Raw genomic sequence first — 17,673 nt, forward strand, 5'->3', positions numbered from 1 at the left:
GTGTCTCCAAAGCCTTCTGTCAGGCAATTAATTATCCAATAGAATTGATAGAGCGCGCCTATCTGTAAGACACTATTAGTAGTGATGTTGAACAGCCAATAATAGTGTCCTTGAGATAGGCAGGTTTATCTAAAAAGGTTAGTGACTTATCCCTTGAACCCCAGCCATATCAGGTAATTTATGAGCAATCCCTTTATGACAATCGATACAGGTTTTCTCACCACTGGCAAGTGCACCAGAATGCTGAAAAGCCGCTCGTTTGCTTTGTCGAGTAAAGTCCATTGAGTCAAACTCATGACAATTACGACACTCTAATGAATTGTTTGCTTTTAGCCTTGCCCACTCATGCTCAGCTAATTCTCGTCTTTTATTTTCAAATTTCTCACGTGTATTAATCGTGCCAAAAATTTTACCCCAGACCTCTTTTGAAGCCTGCATTTTACGGGCTATTTTGTCACTCCAAGCATGAGGAACATGGCAATCAGAACAAATCGCTCTCACGCCAGAACGGTTACTATAGTGAATCGTACTCTGCAGCTCCATATACACGTTGTCTTCCATCTCGTGACAACTAATACAGAAAGCTTCGGTATTGGTTAATTCCATAGCCGTGTTAAATCCTCCCCAAAAAATCACCCCTGACACAAAGCCTGTGATCACCAAAAATCCAAGAGAAAGATGCACCGCTGGACGAGATAGTATCTGCCAGCCCAACTTAATTAATGCCAAAATATTTTTCATACTCGACCTACTTATTTAGCTGCTGGTTTCATCAAGTCATTTACATCAACAAACACATTGTCTATCAAAGGCTTTGACTCTGTTTGAGTCACATGACATTGAGTACAGAAATAACGTCTTGGTGACATGCCTGCTTGGTACTCATCTTCACGATTGAGGTAATGACTCACACCTACAGGTGTCGCCTGAACATCACTGGCTTTATCTCTAGCATGGCAATCCATACACTGGTTCACATTTTTATCAATTTGATATTTGCTAATAATGTGAGGCACGGTTGGTGGTTGTTGCGGGTAATCACGCATACGTTTCAAGTCTTTATTTTCTACCTTAGCAATTGCCGGCGGCGCAACCTCCTCGGTTAATAAGATATTGTCACGCATCGTGGCTATTTGGACGTCTTGTGCTTGTGCATTGGATACACCAGATACAAACAGACTTAAGCCAAGCAGCCCTAAACCAAAGCAACCTGTTAGCCATTTTTGGGTGAAAATTTTAAACATCATCATTCTCCTTCACTTAGGCTTTAACAATTTTGACAGCACATTTTTTAAAGTCTGTTTGCTTAGAAATTGGATCTGTGGCATCCAAACACACCTTATTAATAAGCTGAGTTGCATCAAAGAAAGGCACAAAGACTAAGCCCACGGGTGGTTTGTTGCGGCCACGGGTTTCAACTCGCGTTTTAATCTCACCACGACGGGAGATCACACGTACCTCATCACCTCGGCGTAAACCCCGTTGCTTAGCATCTTTAGGATGCATATAACAAAGCGCATCAGGGAAAGACTTATAAAGCTCAGGCACCCTTTGAGTCATAGAGCCTGTGTGCCAGTGCTCTAGCACACGTCCTGTGCTTAACCACATATCAAACTCAGCATCTGGACTTTCTGCAGGGGGTTCATATGGCAAGGCAAAAATGACAGCTCGGTTATCCGGCTTGCCATAAAACTGATAGCCTGTTCCCGCTTTTACATAAGGATCTGAGCCTTCTTTAAAGCGCCATTGGGTTTCCTTACCATTCACCACTGGCCAGCGTAAGCCTCGCTCTTTGTGGTACCTGTCATAATCAGCGAGGTCATGTCCATGCCCCCGTCCAAAAGCGGCATATTCTTCAAACAAGCCTTTTTGCAAGTAGAAGCCAAAGTCATTTGACTCTTGGTTCTCATAGTCTTGGCTAATGTGTGACAGAGGAAATTTATCCACTTGGCCATTCTTGAAGAGGACATCAAACAGGGTTTTACCTTTATAAGCAGGGTTCTTAGCCAAGACTTCGGCTGGCCACACTTCTTCCGTGGTAAAACGTTTAGAAAACTCCACCAGCTGCCATAGGTCAGATCGCGCTTCACCGGGTGCGTTAACTAACTGATACCAAGCTTGAGTTCGACGTTCAGCGTTACCATAAACGCCTTCTTTTTCTACCCACATGGCAGTTGGCAAAATCAAGTCGGAGGCTTCTGCAGTAACCGTTGGATAAGGATCAGAGCAGACGATAAAGTTATCTGGATTACGATAGCCTGGTAACATTTCTTCGTTAATGTTAGGACCTGCCTGCATGTTGTTATTTACCTGCAACCAGTAAACATTAATCTTGCCGTCCTTTAGGTCTCGGCTTTGTTTAACCGCATGTGCGCCAGGTTTAGGGTTAAGTATCCCTTTAGGTAGTTTCCATACCTTTTCTGAATAAGCTCTATGCTCTGGGTTAGCGACGACCATGTCAGCAGGTAAACGGTGAGAGAAAGTCCCAACTTCACGGGCAGTACCGCATGCAGAAGGCTGGCCTGTTAATGAGAAAGGTCCATTACCTGGCTCTGAAATTTTGCCTGTTAACAGGTGAATGTTATAAAGCAGGTTATTTGTCCATACTCCACGGGTATGCTGATTAGCCCCCATAGTCCACAAAGACATCACCTTGGTACTAGGATCGGCGTAAAGCTTGGCAATTTTTTCGATATTGGCAGCGGGCACACCAGACATTTTTTCAGCATATTCAAAGGTATAAGGTTTCACAAACTCAGCAAAGGCAGCAAAATCGATGGCTTTAGATGCCCCTGCTTTGTTCGCATTTTTAGCCTTTTTCTCTAGTTCATGAGTCGGCCTTAAACCATAACCAATATCAGTTACCCCTTCTCTGAAGTTCACGTGTTTTTCAATAAATGACTGGTTTACATTGCCGCTCTCAATAATGTAATTCGCAATCGCATTGAGTAAAACTAAATCAGTTTGCGGTGTAAAAATCGCCGGAATATCCGCTAAATCAAATGATCTGTGTTTATAAGTAGATAGGACTGCCACTTTTACATGAGGATGACTCAAACGACGGTCAGCAATACGCGTCCATAAAATAGGATGCATCTCTGCCATATTAGAGCCCCAAAGCACAAAAGCATCTGAGCTCTCAAAGTCGTCATAACACCCCATAGGTTCATCGATACCAAAGGTACGCATGAAGCCACCCACAGCTGATGCCATGCAGTGCCTAGCATTTGGATCAATATTGTTAGACAGAAACCCAGCCTTCATCAGTTTTACGGCTGCATAACCTTCATGAACCGTCCATTGACCAGAACCAAACATACCTATGCCAGTTGGCCCTTTTGCCTTTAACGTGGCTTTCCATTTATCAGCCATGATGTCGAAAGCTTCATCCCAAGACACGGGTGTGAACTCACCTTCTTTATGATAAACGCCATCTCTTTTGCGCAATAAAGGTTGAGTTAGTCTATCTTTGCCATACAAAATTTTAGATAAAAAGTACCCCTTAACACACGAAAGCCCTTTATTTACCTCGGCTTTCACATCCCCATGAGTGGCAACAACCTTGCCATTTTTAGTAGCAACGCTAATACCACAGCCAGTACCACAAAAACGACACGGTGCTTTTGACCAGGTTAGTTCATTCGCAGCACTTGAGGTAATCAGGTTACTCGCACTTGCTGGCAAGCTAATTCCAGCGACAGAAGCCGCAACAGTTGCAGCTTGGGCTTTAATGACATCTCGGCGGGTTAATTTCATTCGGTTTCTCCAGCTCTTACAGGCTTGTGACACACAAACTTTGTTTTCTTGTAACTTTCTATGTTTTCTATCGTCTTACTTTGAGTGAGTTAGAATCAGCTTTAACTGCTAATGGCTGACATCTCTTTTTCACAAAATTGAATGGCGTCTTTAGCCTTTATTAGCTGGCTCGCCTCTTCCTCTTGCACATGATCACCTAACTCACTATTTGGCATGATTTGGTGATAAACCATGGAGACATCTATCACGCCATCTAGCTGATTAATTTGTTCAATACGGTCCAAAATAATGCCTTGGTGCGGAGCTTCTGTGACTAGCACAAACTTGCCGTTACCGTCCTTGCCATGAAGCTCAACATGCTCAACAGCGCTTAATCCTTGCTCAACGGATTGCTGTTTTTCTGGACGACAATAAAGAATAAAACTACTAATGTGACTATCATTGCTGTTCATCATGAGTGTCCTAACGTATTGGGTGATGCCAGTGCTGACATCATGAAAGAATTAGAGGGGCAGATAGAGAGACAGGCTCCACAACCAGTACAATCATCTGACGCTATTTCCGGGACAGGAATGGAAGACAACCATTTCATCGAGATAGATTCGCTTTCACATACCTCCTGGCAACTTTGACAAGCAACTTTGTGTTTACTTAAACAGGTATCGTCGATTTTCAAATCAAAATAGAAAGGAGCTAAACCGACTTTTTTCACAATAGCAGGCGAGCTTTTACTGAGATTTCCATCAAGCAAACCTTGCTTAAACTGACCTTCGCAAGTCTTCAAACATGCCTCACAAAAGCTACACTCACCTTTGCTAAAATCTAATTCTGGATAACCGGCATCACCTACTTTGATAATGTTTTCTTCACAGGTATCAATACATAGGTGGCAGCGGCTACATTGATCGAGAAAGTCACAGTCAGCTAAAGACCAAGGCGGTCTTAAAGGTAAATAGCTGTGCTCACTAGCGTGCTCGGCAACCGTAAAAGGTTTTAAAAAAAGCGCTCGTCTGGAGTGGTTAATTTGCATAACTCCCCCCCTAGCTACCTGGCGGACCATTAAGAATCTGCAAAAACCAAACAACAAAACCATAAGCGGCGATGCCACCTATTGTCAGTAATGGAATCAGGATAAATGTAAGGAACAGAGAGGTGTTTAACTCTGCCATTTTAGTGCGCGGGGTTGGGGTATTTTGCTTGTTAGCCATTAGCACCCTCCTATAGTGGTATATCGCTATAGGAGAAAGCTACGCCTTTAGATTTGGTATATCTATGTAAATGAGAGAAGGGTCTGACCTGCATCAGAGATAAGCATTTTTTATCCCTAATTAGGCTCTAAGTCCCATAATCATGATGTAAATCAGAGCATTTTATTCAACATTGACAAAAGTGAGCTTAAGTTGAATTTAAGTTATATCTTTAACTTTATATCAGTATTAACGTGTTGGATCTATGGTACCAGATACTGAGTTATTAATACGAAACCAGCCTGCAATACTGTGTCTTTGGCGATTTGCGGCTATTACTTGGTGAGGAAAATCTTCACTTAAAAATACCGCTAATCGGCCTTTTTTTGGTAAATAACGACCAACTTCTTTTTCATGGTCATGTTCATCAAATAATACAAACTCACCCGCATCTTCAGCTTGCCAGTTATCGTTGAGATAAAGCACGGTAGAGAGCACTCGATTGCTTTTTCCTTTAAACGCGTCAAGATGCTTTTCATAATAACCGCCCGCTTGGTAGCGAGCATAATGAGATTCATAGTCAAACAAACCGAGCATGAATTGGCGGTTTAAAATCTGCTTAAGCAGATCCATAGCTTGAATGAAGTCACGGCCCGCAGAATGAGAGTCTTCTAACCAACAGATATAATCACGTCTTGAATCTTGCTCTTGTATATAATCTTGTTTGCGCCCAACACCCGCAAGCTTCATTTGGCTGACATCAAGTGATTCGGCTTCGTTTTGTAATCTGCTTACCAAGCTATCATCAAGCAAGTTATCCTGAATGCTATACCCTTGTAAGCGAATATCTTCAATCAATTGGGTCAAAGCTTCGGCTTGAAAAAAGCCCGTGATATCTGCATCAAATTGCATAAATATTCCAAAAATACATTAGGTTAGAATCCAGTGAAGGCGCATAATACGCGAAACAATCTTACTTGTAGAGGCACAAACCTTGATTTCAACCTAGGCCATGACCAAGTAATGAGACGAAATAACGAAGAATTTATCCAAGTTTAAGATCACAGCAATGTCAGACTCTATAAAACCCTATACATTGAGGGACTATCAACAGGATGCAGTCGATGCAACCCTGTCCCACTTTCGGCAAACCCAAGACCCAGCGGTCATTGTCTTACCGACAGGTGCCGGTAAAAGCTTAGTTATCGCCGAACTTGCCAATATTGCTCGAGGTCGAGTACTTTGCCTTACCCATGTGAAAGAGTTAGTTGAGCAAAATCATGCAAAATTTTGTCTAACAGGACGTTCTGCTGGGATATATTCAGCTGGATTAAAGCAAAAGTCTTTAGATCATCAAGTCACGTTTGCCAGTGTACAGTCCGTCTTACCTAATCTGTCTGACTTTAAAGACCCTATTAGCTTATTGGTCATTGACGAGTGTCATAGGGTTGCCATGGATGAAGACAGCCAGTATCAAAAGATATTGGCTCATTTAAGCCAAGTTAACCCAGATATTAAAACTTTAGGCCTCACAGCGACCCCCTTTCGACTTGGCTTTGGTTGGATTTATCAAAACCACTACCATGGCTTTAATCGCAGCCAAAAAGAGACTGTCTTTAAGAAGTGTATTTACGAACTGCCACTACGTTATATGATCAAACATGGCTTCCTCACACCGCCGACAGTCCATGACGCCACTATCGCTAACTACGATTTTAGTGCACTTGAAACCAATGCTTTTGGCAATGCAAGTGAAAAGGATTTAAACCATTTAATTGGTCAATACCCAAGAGTGACTCAAGCCATTTTGGAACAAGTAATTGAGTTAGCAAAAAAGCGTACTGGTGTAATGATCTTTGCCGCCACCGTAAAACATGCAAATGAGATAATGGGTTATCTGTCAGCTGAATCTGCCGCGTTAATTACAGGCGCCACCAGTCATGGTGACAGAGATCAAATCATCCAAGATTTTAAACAAAAGCGTTATCGTTTTCTGGTTAATGTATCCGTATTAACCACAGGCTTTGATGCGCCCCATGTGGACATGATAGCAGTATTAAGACCAACGCAATCCATTAGTCTTTATCAGCAAATTGTTGGCCGTGGCCTACGTTTAGATGAAGGTAAAGAAAGCTGCTTAATTCTGGATTATGCGGGTAACGGCTATGATCTATTTGCCCCAGAAGTTGGCGAGAAAAAGCCAAATAAAGATAGCGAAGCTGTGATGGTAGAATGCCCCCAATGTGGTTTTCAAAATACGTTTTGGGGTAAAACAGACGAGGAAGGTCAACTTATTGAGCATTATGGCCGTCGTTGCCATGGTATCGCTGAAACCCCAGATGGTGAAGAAGCTTGCGACTACCGCTTTAAATTTAAAAGCTGCCCTCATTGCGATGGTGAAAATGACATTGCCGCTAGAGTGTGCCAAACCTGTCACAAGGATATTATTGACCCCGATGAGTTACTTAAAAAAGCATTGAATCTAAAAGATGCGAAAATCATTCGCTGTGCAGGTATTAAAGTTGAATTAAATGAAAAAGAAAATACCGTATTTGTGCGCTACTTTGATGAAGATGGGAATGAGCTTTCTGAGAATTTCAAACTCAATAATGTAGCGAGAAGAAAAGCCTTTCAACAAGAGTTTGTCAAACGCATCGCCTCTGGCATCACCCAAGTCACCATAAGCCAGGCAAAGGAAATCACGCCCTTTTTACCCTATTTACCTCACCCTGATTTTGTTATTGCGCGTAAATCACAACATTATTGGAAAGTGACCCAAAGGCTATTTGATTATCAAGGTGCTTACCGCAAAGCTAACCAGCTATCTCATAATGAAAGAGCTTAACGCTAGAACCACTTTCACTATGACTATTGATTTAACTTAACCTTTAAAGCGTTCTTCGGCCGTTTGATACATATGTTCAAATGGCCTGTTAAGTTGCAATAAACGGGTTAGCCAGGCATTTTTTGTGTCTGCTTGGCTTGCCAACATATCCAATAAAGCCTGCTGAAAATTTGCCACCATGTTCTCGGCAAAAATACGCGATGAAGTTTCGTCTACTCCAACGGCATCAAACCTTTGCATCACACCTTGCGTCAGTACCTGTAATTGAGTCTGAAAAAAACCTTTTTGTAATAAGCTTTGCCCCAGCACGAGTAAGGTAAACTCACGATACTCAAGATAGAAGTCAAATAGGTTCTGCGAATAATGGTATAAAAAATCACAAGGATGAGGTTTTGGTGTGGCGCTTAACTCATTGGCAGATTGATGTAACGAGGCATCCATCTCATCAAAGAAAATTTCTTTAATTAAGGTCATTTTATCAGGAAAGTGAGCAAAGAAGGTCCCCACAGCAACCTCTGCCTGCGCACTGATTGCACGGGTATTTGTGGCTTCTATTCCTTGCTTTAAAAAGGATGCCTTCGCTACTTGCTTAAGCTTTGATCGGGTATTCGCTTTTTGCTGCTGGCGAGAATTGGGCATTTTTGTCTTCGCTGACATAACACAACCTAAGAGATAAAATAATGCCCGCTATTTTAAAGGATTTGATGATAAAAGCTATATATCACGTTTCATTCTTCTAAAAGGCAATATCGTTAATTTCAACGATTTTAGGGCGATTATCTGTGTATATCATGCCATAACCTACTCTGATAAATTTAGCAATTTGCTCTTGTCGGCGTTCAATATATTGCGAAATAACAGAAACGTTAGAAGGAATACAAGGGTGATAAATACTAATTTAGAGCTAGAGAAACCTGCTAGCTCTTATTTGAGTTGCTTGATTTTATGCTTATCTAAGATTCGTTTAGGTTTTCTAGGCTTAGGCTAAGTTCAGACATAAAATCTTCTATACGATGAGCATTTTTACCAAAATCATGATTACCAATGCGTGAACAAGAGCGCATATCTACTCGTGTTTTACCATCAACTGATCTCACCCTAACAACCACATCATCCATAAACCAGAATACAGGAGTTGTAGCAGTTGCCTCTATCACCCCAGCAGTTGGGTATAAAGATACCACTTGCCAACCTTGCTGCCTGACAAGGTCCACTACTTTACGAAAAACAAGGCTTGAAGATTCATCTGTGATAACAGGCTGTACTTGTGGGTAGGCTTTTTCTTGGATGGCTGCAAACTCTTTCGAATAACTGATTTCGTTGTCTCCAGCATGCCTGAAGCTACTCATGGTAATAAAAGCAGGCGGAGTTTTCGTATCCGTTGTTATATCGTTAATTAAAGGCAAATTCATTTTAGGAACATAAAATGATAACCAAGCACCAGAGTATAAACCAGAGAAAAGAATGCAGGCTGCTATAAAGCAACGCTTCTCCTTATTACAGGCTTCCTGACATTTCCAATAAGCAAAAATAGAAAAGAAGAAAAGAAAAATAGCCGCTAAAACAGTTTTTTTAATCAGTATAAAACCAACGACAGGTTCTAGTAATCCAACTCGAACCCCCGCTATTGAAACAAAGGCCATTGAACCGGCCAAAATAATTAATCCGTATAATGTAATTGGAATGAAACGTTGCATATATAACTCAAATATTCTTCTTTAAAAACACAATAGCGTGGAGAGAGAGTAGAAAATAGAGGTGGGAAAGCGATTCAAGATTGATTCCTTTTTATTTGCATAATTATCTTTTACAGGCCATTTTACTTACAGAATTGTGCCACAAACTTGTCAAATAACTCGTGTTAGTATTCGACTCACTAATATCACTCATAATAAATAATCATCCAAGTAAAGTCTCAACCATTGCTGTGGGAAGCTAACATAAGCTTTTATTTTTGGCACGCTTTGTTCCTCTCTTAACCTCGCAATAAAAGCAAAATCAGAGATACGTAAGTGCAATAGTTTATAAGTTCCCATGTTATCACATCGCTCTACATCGCATAATAAAGCATCCTCGTAGGGCTTATCCCACACATGCACAAACTCTGGTCTTATTCCGACTTTTAACAAGCTATAGGTTTTATTATTTAATTCAGCGATGACTTTTTGCTCTAATGCAAGATGACAATTACCGATTGAGACTCCCATTGAGTTCAATTTAGCAGGGAAGATATTCATCCCTGGACTACCAATAAAATGCCCTACAAAAGTATGAGCAGGATCTTCAAATAATTCTTTTGGTGTTCCAAATTGCACTATTTTACCTTCATACATAACTGCAATTTTATCAGCGAAAGTAGAAGCTTCTAACTGATCATGGGTTACGTAGATCATGGTGATATTAAACTTGCCATGAATTTGCTTTAACTTTCGACGTAATTTCCACTTCAAAGCAGGGTCAATCACGGTCAGAGGCTCATCAAATAGAATCGCCGAAACATCATCACGAACAAGCCCTCTTCCCATAGAAACTTTTTGCTTTTCATCAGCAGTGAGTTTTTTAGCTCGCTTGTTCAGCACCCCATGAAGTTCTAGCAATTCGGCAATTTCATTAACCTTAGATCTCACCTTAGATTCGTGTAATCCAGCATTACGTAAAGGAAAAGCCAAATTGTCATATACAGACATGGTGTCATAGACAACAGGAAACTGAAAAACTTGGGCAATATTTCTAGATTCGGGCGGTACTTGATTCACAGACTCTTGATTAAAAAGCACCTCTCCTTGAGAGGGTTGTAACAAGCCAGAAATGATATTCAGTAAAGTGGATTTACCACAACCAGATGGCCCTAATAAAGCATAGGCTCCACCATGCTCCCAAACATGATCCATGGAATGAATAACAAAATCTTCAATGTTGGAGTCTTTAAATTGAGAAGACTGATAACTATGAGCAATATTTTTTAATTCAATTTCTGCCATTCGATCTTTGTTCCTTTACAAAGCCCTTTAGAAACACAGGTTTATTTAAAACGCACTAACTGAATTGATCTCTATTTAATTAAGTGTCGTCGTTAAACTGCCTAAACACGAGTAATTCTGCGAGCTTCACCAACTAACTAGACAAGCAAAACTACCTAACCCTCTAAAAATTAGCAATAAATCAATAATAAATTCGAATAAGAGCAACAAAAAGCGAACAAAAGCGATTGTAAAGTAGCCTTAAAAAGTGTTCATTTCTTGTATAATTGTTCAATTTTGAACAGTTGACACTGAACAGTGACAAGAGAGACACTGTTCAAACTGATTCTGTAAATGGATTTAGTAGAATGATAATAAAAAACTGCTATCAACGCTTAAGGCAGATGAAAAATGGCCACTGAAAAACCCGATTCACACCAGGAAATCATTGATAACTCTTGGGATAGGTGTCGAAAATATGGTTTAACTCACAGCAGTGAAATCAATATCAATCGTCCTCAAGCTGACGTTATATCAGATATTGTTGAAGCCAATAACTTCCTTGTTCATACCACGCACACTGAAGTGTTACCCTACTATGAACACATATTGTCCAATACTGAATGCCTAATCATGTTGGCAGATCACTCTGGCCGGGTTCTCGACTCTTGGGGTGACCAAAGATTTATGAATTCCGAACGTAAAGCCATGTTTGAACAAGGGGTAGCTTGGCAAGAAAGGTCCTTAGGCACCAATGCAATAGGGACAGCTTTAGCAACAGGGCAGCCAGTCCAGATAGAAAGAGATGAACATTTTTTAAAAGCCAACCGTTTTATGGTGGGTTCAGCAGCGCCTATTTACGACGTAAATAGAGAGTTGGTAGGTGTGATTGACGTTTCTAGTGATGCTTATCTACCTCAAGCGCATACGCTTGGCATGGTTAAAATGATGACACAATCGGTTGAAAATCGTCTAATCATCTCCATGTTTAAAGACGAAGCCTTTACCCTCACCTTTAATACCAACTTAGATATTCTAGACAGCCAATGGTCTGGATTAATTGTATTTAACGAGGAAGGTTCGATTATCTCAGCCAACCGTCGTGCTGAACTGTTATTAGCGCAAGATTTGGCTCTACTTAATATTGAAAGTATTTTGAACATTAGTTTAAGAGAGCTGAAAAACCACCCAGAAGAGTTACCACTTGATCTAGTAGCCTGTAATAAATTCCGTATCTATGGCATGTTAAAACGTCCTAATATGCCAAAACCACGAGAGCTTGATTTTAGAAAGCAAATTAAGCCCGTTCCTCAAGCCTTTACTTTAGAAAGCATAAACCTTGGGGACTCTAAGCTTAAACGGGCAATTGATCAGGCAAGCCGTGTCATCGAAAAAGACATCCCTATCCTGATTCATGGCGAAACAGGTGTCGGTAAGGAAGTCTTTGTTAAAGCCCTACACAACTCTAGCAGCCGAGCGCAAATGCCTCTTGTCGCTCTCAATTGTGCAGCGATTCCAGCAGATCTTGTCGAATCAGAATTATTTGGCTATGAAAAAGGTGCCTTCACAGGTGCCAATAATAAAGGGTCGATTGGCCTCATTCGTAAAGCTCATAAAGGCACTCTCTTTTTAGATGAACTTGGCGACATGCCACATAATGTTCAAGCAAGGCTTTTGAGAGTACTACAAGAAAGACAGGTCACCCCATTGGGTAGCACAGAGAACTATTCGGTCGATGTTCGTTTAATTTCTGCCACCCATAAGAGTTTAAAACAGAGTGTTGCTCTTGGAGAGTTTAGACAAGATTTGTTCTATCGAGTGTCTGGCTTGAATATCTCTTTACCTGCCTTAAGAGAAAGAGAAGATAAGCAACTACTTTTCCAACAGGTGCTTAACCATTATTCAGAAGCGAATATTCCTCCTCTTTTATCAGCCAGTGTCACTAAACTATTTGGTAGTTACTCATGGCCGGGTAATATCCGACAGCTTGTCAGCGTCTTACAAATTGCCGAGATAATGTCTGATGGCCAAAGCATCCAGCTTATGGATTTGCCTGATGACTTTATTCAAGAAGTAGAAGAAGAGCAGCGTCAAGTTGAAGAAAATATCGATGACGCCCCTCCAGAAAGGCAAGATAACTGGTTAGCCATATTTGAAGCAAATGATAGAAATGTTTCCAGGACAGCAAAAGCGCTCAATATTAGCCGTAACACCCTTTATAAAAAACTGAGAGAGCTGGACTTAAAATAATCTTGCCTCATAATAGCCGATTTTCTTGGCACACTCTCTCTATGACAGACTCTAAAACACGCTTTAATCTGCATCAGGTTGATTATTTGAGGCAATACTGCCAGTCCATATCAACCCGCCCTTTTCTAGCTAGAGGAGCAAGTCTTACACGCTGCCCCTCTTGCCTTATGGCACATGATGCCTGTTTTTGTGATGCTAGAGTGGAATCCAACTTACCCATTGAAATCGTGCTCTTATATCATAGGGATGAAATTCACAAACCAACTAATAGTGGCCGTTTAATTGCAGACCTATTCCCAAAACAGACTCATGCTTTCTTGTGGTCGCGCAAAGACCCAGAGCCTAAGTTACTTGAGCTTTTAAATGAAGAAGATAGAGAGATAGTTTTACTTTTTCCTGATACAGAGAAAAAGAACCTATCATTTGAGGTTAAACCTGAGGCAAACACGTCTAGCACTAAAAAAATAACGCTCATTTTATTTGATGCAACATGGAAGCAAGCCAGCAAAATGTTTCACTTAAGCAAATGGCTAAGAGACTACCCTTGTCTAAACATTAATATGGAGAAGCAAAAAGCCTTCTTAGTGCGCCACGCCAAGCATGACATGCAGTTTGCGACAGCTGAAGTGACGGCCATGGCGCTGAACGCTCTTGGCCATCAGGAGCAAGCTAGCCAACTCATGCAATACAATGCAACTTTTAATCAGCACTGTTTGATGAGCCGTAAAAGGTCTGGGCAGATAAGAGCGACTACTTAAGATTTTTTAGACAATAAGGTACAGGTACCATCACTAAAAAATTGAACAGCCTGCTTCTTCTTTTTCCCTAACAGAAGTGGGCCATTATCAAAGAAAAGGAAGTTCTTCCAACTACGTTTAAATACACCATAGCTTGTTTCAATCACATCATCTTGGTGATAACAGAAATATATAATATTGTCGTCTTGCCAGTTTTCTAAATGCACCAACACCTCTTCAGGCAATGGCTCATCATCAGACTCCCAGCGTGTTTGCCAATCTAGATTAAGGCCAATTGCTTCAGGGTCTTGAGACCAATCCTTTTGATTAAGATGGTCTGGATGAGTACGTTCTTGACTAATGTAATCCCGCCATACTTGATTCGCTCTAAGTTCAGCAAAAGGTTTAATTTGAATGAGATCTTCAGGTTGTATAAAAGGGTCTGAACGTTTGAATATCCAGGCTTTAGCAAAGCCTTCAAGCGGTTGGTAAGGCATTTAAAATTTGATTTCCTAACAATTTAGAGGGCGAATTTCTGTCGATTAGAAACACGCATTTTATAGATCATAAGATACAGCAAATAGGTCAAATTTAACATAAGTACGCGCTGCTTTTATAAAGCCTCATATAAAACCTGATAGATGAAATAAATTCACCTATTTGTTGAAAAAGCATCGTTTGTTGAAATATAAATGGCTATCTATAATCCACCGCAGATAGACATTAATCCAACTTATAGAGAAACAAAATGAACAACATATCAAGCACAGAAATTTATGACTCAAACACTTTTACTCTTCTTGCAACACTAAAAGAGTACATAGTTAAAATCAAAAACATGGTCACAAGCCCTGAAAAACTGAGTGACCTGACCATGCAGAACCCTGTTGATCTAGATTCAAGAATTGAATTAATTAACAAAATCAACAAACTAGATTTTATGTCAAAGTAATAATATACAATCTAAACTTAGCCTTTATTTATTAAGGAAGTAGAAGATGTCATTTAAAGCCATTATTTTTGATTGTGACGGCGTCATAGTCGATACAGAAACTATTTCTAATAATATTTTTCAGGCGAAACTTGCGGCTTTGGGGCACTCTTTAACAGATCAGGATATTCAAACCTTATTTACTGGCTATACAACAGAGAAAAACCTAGAAACAGTTACTGAGATTCTTGGCTATTCCTTGCCTAAGAATTTTAAGTCTGAACTAAAAGCTGCCTATCAAGCTGAAATGGAAAGGCACCTTGAATGCATTCCAGGTATTCCTGAAATACTTCAGAGTCTAAACTGCCCTTTTGCTATGGCGACCAACGCTCATCGATCAGATATGGAATTTAAGCTTGTAAAACTTGGGCTGAACCAAATTTTCACTCAAAGGTTCTGCGTTGAAGATGTTAAACAACCTAAGCCATCACCAGACTTATACTTACTTGCCTCAAAAAATTTAGGCGTTCACGCAAAAGACTGCTTGGTTATTGAAGATTCAATTGCTGGCATCAAAGCAGGTATCGCAGCTGGGATGACAGTATTTGCCTTTAGCGAGCAAATGAATGAGAGTGAGCAATTAAAAGCAGGCGCTAGTCGATGCTTTGATTCCATGAGAGAACTAAAACATCAACTAGAAGAGATGGGCCTATCTCGCCAAATAGCGATTTAACAAAACGGCTATTTAGCTAAATCCTTTTGCAATTGTTTTAGTAAGCTTCTAGGCAAATCATTAATGGTTAATGACTGAGTCGCTTCATTAAATGAAATGCTTTCCCCTAATAAATCACTATCAAAACTCAGAGTGAGTGTTTTGTTACTGCCAGAGTAACGTGTTAGTTTTTTCAAACCAGCCTTTTCGACAAAGATTTCTTTTTCAAGATTAAAGCTTTCAGAAGCAGCAAGATCCAAAAACTTACTGGCTTGATCAGCCGAAAACTGGGTCTCAATTTCGGCAGCGATTTCTTTAAGTTCAATTGGCTCTTTATCTTCGACTTTCTCAAGACAACGATCAGCAACGACTCGTTTTAACTCGACAGCGGCTTTTTGCGGTACATTCATTTCTTGGCAGAATGCTGATGTTAAATCCACAAGTTTGCGAGTTTCTTTTGCCGCAGCTGCGGGCTCATTACATCCAATGAAAGCGGTAAAATAATCACTTTCATGGCGTGGCGCGCGTCCAAAACGAAAAGCAATATAACGAGCTTCGTCTTCCGCTTTCCAAGCCGATAAGTTAATACGCAAGGCCATATGCAACTTATCCATTTCAATTTGGTTAATTTGCTCAAGACTCAAATCTGAATTAAGCACTACACCTTGTTTACGTTTGAGTAAAACAATTAATAAGAAGCTAGTATCTTGAACTTGATAATGATGGAACCATAAAAGCCCACCTTCTACATCTTCTACAGGTTCTAAGTGTCTAACATATTCAGCCGCACAAGCTTTGGTGAAGCCAACAAAGTCATTAAAGCCTGAACCATCAAAATGCTGCTTAATTAAGCCGGGTAACTGAGACCCTTCTTCACTTCCATCTGGATTACTAAAGCGGCCAGTATTCATCCCAGAGCGATTAAATAAGTCATTAATTTTTTGTGATAATGCTAAGGCTTGATCATCAACAACCATTTCTTCAGGTCGAGCAATCAGGAGTGCTTTATCGTTGGAACTATTTTTTTGTATTTCGTGAACAATGAGGTTCGAAATAGACACTATTAGCCTCTTAAAGTATTCTGTTTTATTAGCCTTGTATTTTGCTGCATTCATGCCAATCTATCTAGTTAAATAAATAAAACTGTTTGTAATTAATCAACTAGTTAGACAATCAGTAAAACAATCGCTTTAAATCTAAAACGTTTTGCGGAGCAAGTCCCTTTATTATGGTAAAACCCAAACCGACGAAAAAGGAAACCAGACAAGAAATTGCCGATCAAATTGAGGCATTCTTAAAGTCTAAAGGGGAAATTAAACAAGCAGATATGGGTGAATCTGGGCTTGTTGACGGCAAATATAATACAAGCCACATAGGTTTTGGTGAACCAAGGCAAGAAAGAACGCCTTTAAACCATGTTGTTGCTGAAATGCAAAAAAGAAAGAATGGATCGAATACTAAAACACCAGTGACTAAACGCCGTAAAAAGGTCATCGTATATGATGATTTTGGCGACCCTATTCGCTGGTATTGGGAAGAAAGCTAAATCACTTTAACAACGAGAAAAGCAATTTAAACACGCGTAATACAAGGACCTATCGTAAATGAGCATAAAATATCTTCACGCCATGATTAGAACATCTCAGCCAGAAGCCAGCCATGAATTTTACACCAAAGGCTTAGGTCTTATTAAAACCCGTCAATTTGATAGTGAGTCAGGAAAGTTCTCACTTATCTATTACGCAACAGAACAAGGTGCTCCTGAGGTTGAACTAACCCATAATTGGGATGATAGAAACTACTCTAATGGAGATAACTTTGGCCATCTTGCTTTTAGTGTGTCCGACATCTACAAAACATGCGAAACCCTAAGTAATATGGGCGTCAGTATTTTGCGGCCACCAAGAGACGGTCATATGGCCTTTGTAAAAGACCCTAATGGTATTTCTATTGAACTATTGCAAGAAGGTGAACATCTTGCACCAGCCGAGCCTTGGCAATCAATGGAGAACACAGGTTCTTGGTAGTCTGATACTCAAGACACTAAAGTATTGAGAATAGCAAAAGCTAGACTGGTATCCGTTTTTGCTATTTCACCTATAAGTAAAAATGATTTCATAACTAAAATAACGATTACAAATAAGATCAAAAGCTACATTCAATAACATTCCTATCCAATCAAAATTACAAACCTCGTCTTTTTAACACAAGTTACACAAAGTTCTGCAAACCATTGAAATTTGCTACATTTTTCGTATAAAACTTTTTCTAGCAATACTTTATTATTATTCAATA

At 40.1% G+C, this 17,673-nt stretch carries 19 protein-coding genes; 7 read left to right on the top strand and 12 right to left on the bottom strand.

Annotation, left to right across the window (positions count from 1 at the left end; genetic code table 11):
- Window positions 1–138: 138 nt before the first annotated feature.
- From OA91_RS11430 to OA91_RS11455, 7 genes are all read right to left on the bottom strand, one after another.
- The gene (locus OA91_RS11430; protein ID WP_063338331.1) at window positions 139–741 is read right to left on the bottom strand and encodes a cytochrome c3 family protein; all 603 of its coding nucleotides are present in this window, start codon (window positions 739–741) and stop codon (window positions 139–141) included.
- A gap of 11 nt (window positions 742–752) precedes the next feature.
- A complete protein-coding gene (locus OA91_RS11435) occupies window positions 753–1,244 on the bottom strand; it encodes a nitrate reductase cytochrome c-type subunit (protein ID WP_063338332.1) in 492 nt (163 codons plus the stop codon).
- A 16-nt stretch (window positions 1,245–1,260) separates the two neighbouring features.
- Window positions 1,261–3,756: a nitrate reductase catalytic subunit NapA gene (gene napA / locus OA91_RS11440; RefSeq protein WP_063338333.1), complete on the bottom strand. Its 2,496-nt coding sequence runs from the start codon at window positions 3,754–3,756 to the stop codon at window positions 1,261–1,263.
- Between the two features lie 101 nt (window positions 3,757–3,857).
- Window positions 3,858–4,211: a chaperone NapD gene (locus tag OA91_RS11445; protein WP_082827906.1), complete on the bottom strand. Its 354-nt coding sequence runs from the start codon at window positions 4,209–4,211 to the stop codon at window positions 3,858–3,860.
- On the bottom strand, window positions 4,208–4,786 hold the full coding sequence (locus OA91_RS11450) for a ferredoxin-type protein NapF (RefSeq protein ID WP_063338335.1): 579 nt from the start codon (window positions 4,784–4,786) through the stop codon (window positions 4,208–4,210). The genes OA91_RS11445 and OA91_RS11450 overlap by 4 nt, the downstream gene beginning before the upstream one ends.
- Window positions 4,787–4,796: 10 nt before the next feature.
- Entirely contained in the window at window positions 4,797–4,964 is a 168-nt protein-coding gene (locus OA91_RS24055; protein WP_082827908.1) for a periplasmic nitrate reductase, NapE protein, read from the bottom strand.
- A 228-nt stretch (window positions 4,965–5,192) separates the two neighbouring features.
- On the bottom strand, window positions 5,193–5,855 hold the full coding sequence (locus OA91_RS11455; protein WP_063338336.1) for a 2OG-Fe(II) oxygenase: 663 nt from the start codon (window positions 5,853–5,855) through the stop codon (window positions 5,193–5,195).
- Window positions 5,856–6,012: 157 nt separating this feature from the next.
- Here OA91_RS11455 and OA91_RS11460 point away from each other — a divergent pair, with 157 nt between their 5' ends.
- On the top strand, window positions 6,013–7,788 hold the full coding sequence (locus tag OA91_RS11460; RefSeq protein ID WP_063338337.1) for a DEAD/DEAH box helicase: 1,776 nt from the start codon (window positions 6,013–6,015) through the stop codon (window positions 7,786–7,788).
- A gap of 36 nt (window positions 7,789–7,824) precedes the next feature.
- On the opposite strand, the gene OA91_RS11465 is transcribed toward OA91_RS11460, so the two are convergent.
- The 3 genes from OA91_RS11465 to OA91_RS11475 all read right to left on the bottom strand — a co-directional run bounded on the left by OA91_RS11465 (window position 7,825) and on the right by OA91_RS11475 (window position 10,769).
- Window positions 7,825–8,445, bottom strand: coding sequence for a TetR/AcrR family transcriptional regulator (locus OA91_RS11465; protein WP_082827909.1), 621 nt, complete (start codon window positions 8,443–8,445; stop codon window positions 7,825–7,827).
- A gap of 296 nt (window positions 8,446–8,741) precedes the next feature.
- Window positions 8,742–9,485, bottom strand: a complete 744-nt coding sequence (locus OA91_RS11470) for a DUF1499 domain-containing protein (RefSeq protein WP_063338338.1) — start codon at window positions 9,483–9,485, stop codon at window positions 8,742–8,744.
- 189 nt (window positions 9,486–9,674) lie between these two features.
- Complete coding sequence (locus OA91_RS11475) at window positions 9,675–10,769, bottom strand: ABC transporter ATP-binding protein (RefSeq protein WP_063338339.1); 1,095 nt, start codon at window positions 10,767–10,769, stop codon at window positions 9,675–9,677.
- A gap of 390 nt (window positions 10,770–11,159) precedes the next feature.
- On the opposite strand from OA91_RS11475, the gene OA91_RS11480 reads away from it, so the two are divergent.
- Together OA91_RS11480 and OA91_RS11485 are read left to right on the top strand one after the other, a co-directional pair.
- Window positions 11,160–12,998 carry a sigma-54-dependent Fis family transcriptional regulator gene (locus OA91_RS11480; protein ID WP_063338340.1) on the top strand — a complete coding sequence of 613 codons (1,839 nt, stop codon included), beginning with the start codon at window positions 11,160–11,162 and terminating at the stop codon, window positions 12,996–12,998.
- 41 nt (window positions 12,999–13,039) lie between these two features.
- Window positions 13,040–13,756 (top strand): tRNA-uridine aminocarboxypropyltransferase, encoded by a 717-nt coding sequence (locus OA91_RS11485; protein WP_082827910.1) that lies wholly within the window; start codon window positions 13,040–13,042, stop codon window positions 13,754–13,756.
- Here OA91_RS11485 and OA91_RS11490 read toward each other — a convergent pair.
- Window positions 13,753–14,232 (bottom strand): DUF2947 family protein, encoded by a 480-nt coding sequence (locus OA91_RS11490; protein ID WP_063338342.1) that lies wholly within the window; start codon window positions 14,230–14,232, stop codon window positions 13,753–13,755. The genes OA91_RS11485 and OA91_RS11490 overlap by 4 nt on opposite strands.
- Before the next feature lie 251 nt (window positions 14,233–14,483).
- On the opposite strand from OA91_RS11490, the gene OA91_RS11495 reads away from it, so the two are divergent.
- Together OA91_RS11495 and OA91_RS11500 are read left to right on the top strand one after the other, a co-directional pair.
- Window positions 14,484–14,687, top strand: a complete 204-nt coding sequence (locus tag OA91_RS11495) for a hypothetical protein (RefSeq protein WP_063338343.1) — start codon at window positions 14,484–14,486, stop codon at window positions 14,685–14,687.
- A gap of 46 nt (window positions 14,688–14,733) precedes the next feature.
- Window positions 14,734–15,399 (top strand): HAD family hydrolase, encoded by a 666-nt coding sequence (locus tag OA91_RS11500; RefSeq protein WP_063338344.1) that lies wholly within the window; start codon window positions 14,734–14,736, stop codon window positions 15,397–15,399.
- An 8-nt stretch (window positions 15,400–15,407) separates the two neighbouring features.
- Here the strand turns inward: OA91_RS11500 and OA91_RS11505 are convergent, their stop codons facing one another.
- Window positions 15,408–16,439: a nucleoid-associated protein gene (locus OA91_RS11505; protein WP_063338388.1), complete on the bottom strand. Its 1,032-nt coding sequence runs from the start codon at window positions 16,437–16,439 to the stop codon at window positions 15,408–15,410.
- Window positions 16,440–16,606: 167 nt separating this feature from the next.
- Between OA91_RS11505 and OA91_RS11510 the strand changes: the two genes are divergently transcribed.
- The gene (locus tag OA91_RS11510; protein ID WP_046019161.1) at window positions 16,607–16,924 is read left to right on the top strand and encodes a hypothetical protein; all 318 of its coding nucleotides are present in this window, start codon (window positions 16,607–16,609) and stop codon (window positions 16,922–16,924) included.
- Between the two features lie 58 nt (window positions 16,925–16,982).
- On the top strand, window positions 16,983–17,405 hold the full coding sequence (locus OA91_RS11515; protein ID WP_063338345.1) for a VOC family protein: 423 nt from the start codon (window positions 16,983–16,985) through the stop codon (window positions 17,403–17,405).
- Window positions 17,406–17,673: the final 268 nt, after the last annotated feature.

Origin of the sequence: Marinomonas sp. SBI8L, assembly GCF_001624705.1 — a bacterium.
In the GTDB taxonomy this organism is placed as follows: domain Bacteria; phylum Pseudomonadota; class Gammaproteobacteria; order Pseudomonadales; family Marinomonadaceae; genus Marinomonas.

What these genes read in the sequence shown, in the direction of transcription:
- OA91_RS11430 (WP_063338331.1), bottom strand. Translation starts at nt 741, where the DNA reads ATGAAAAATATTTTGGCATTAATTAAGTTGGGCTGGCAGATACTATCT.
- OA91_RS11435 (WP_063338332.1), bottom strand. Translation starts at nt 1,244, where the DNA reads ATGTTTAAAATTTTCACCCAAAAATGGCTAACAGGTTGCTTTGGTTTA.
- napA (WP_063338333.1), bottom strand. Translation starts at nt 3,756, where the DNA reads ATGAAATTAACCCGCCGAGATGTCATTAAAGCCCAAGCTGCAACTGTT.
- OA91_RS11445 (WP_082827906.1), bottom strand. Translation starts at nt 4,211, where the DNA reads ATGATGAACAGCAATGATAGTCACATTAGTAGTTTTATTCTTTATTGT.
- OA91_RS11450 (WP_063338335.1), bottom strand. Translation starts at nt 4,786, where the DNA reads ATGCAAATTAACCACTCCAGACGAGCGCTTTTTTTAAAACCTTTTACG.
- OA91_RS24055 (WP_082827908.1), bottom strand. Translation starts at nt 4,964, where the DNA reads ATGGCTAACAAGCAAAATACCCCAACCCCGCGCACTAAAATGGCAGAG.
- OA91_RS11455 (WP_063338336.1), bottom strand. Translation starts at nt 5,855, where the DNA reads ATGCAATTTGATGCAGATATCACGGGCTTTTTTCAAGCCGAAGCTTTG.
- OA91_RS11460 (WP_063338337.1), top strand. Translation starts at nt 6,013, where the DNA reads ATGTCAGACTCTATAAAACCCTATACATTGAGGGACTATCAACAGGAT.
- OA91_RS11465 (WP_082827909.1), bottom strand. Translation starts at nt 8,445, where the DNA reads ATGTCAGCGAAGACAAAAATGCCCAATTCTCGCCAGCAGCAAAAAGCG.
- OA91_RS11470 (WP_063338338.1), bottom strand. Translation starts at nt 9,485, where the DNA reads ATGCAACGTTTCATTCCAATTACATTATACGGATTAATTATTTTGGCC.
- OA91_RS11475 (WP_063338339.1), bottom strand. Translation starts at nt 10,769, where the DNA reads ATGGCAGAAATTGAATTAAAAAATATTGCTCATAGTTATCAGTCTTCT.
- OA91_RS11480 (WP_063338340.1), top strand. Translation starts at nt 11,160, where the DNA reads ATGGCCACTGAAAAACCCGATTCACACCAGGAAATCATTGATAACTCT.
- OA91_RS11485 (WP_082827910.1), top strand. Translation starts at nt 13,040, where the DNA reads ATGACAGACTCTAAAACACGCTTTAATCTGCATCAGGTTGATTATTTG.
- OA91_RS11490 (WP_063338342.1), bottom strand. Translation starts at nt 14,232, where the DNA reads ATGCCTTACCAACCGCTTGAAGGCTTTGCTAAAGCCTGGATATTCAAA.
- OA91_RS11495 (WP_063338343.1), top strand. Translation starts at nt 14,484, where the DNA reads ATGAACAACATATCAAGCACAGAAATTTATGACTCAAACACTTTTACT.
- OA91_RS11500 (WP_063338344.1), top strand. Translation starts at nt 14,734, where the DNA reads ATGTCATTTAAAGCCATTATTTTTGATTGTGACGGCGTCATAGTCGAT.
- OA91_RS11510 (WP_046019161.1), top strand. Translation starts at nt 16,607, where the DNA reads ATGGTAAAACCCAAACCGACGAAAAAGGAAACCAGACAAGAAATTGCC.
- OA91_RS11515 (WP_063338345.1), top strand. Translation starts at nt 16,983, where the DNA reads ATGAGCATAAAATATCTTCACGCCATGATTAGAACATCTCAGCCAGAA.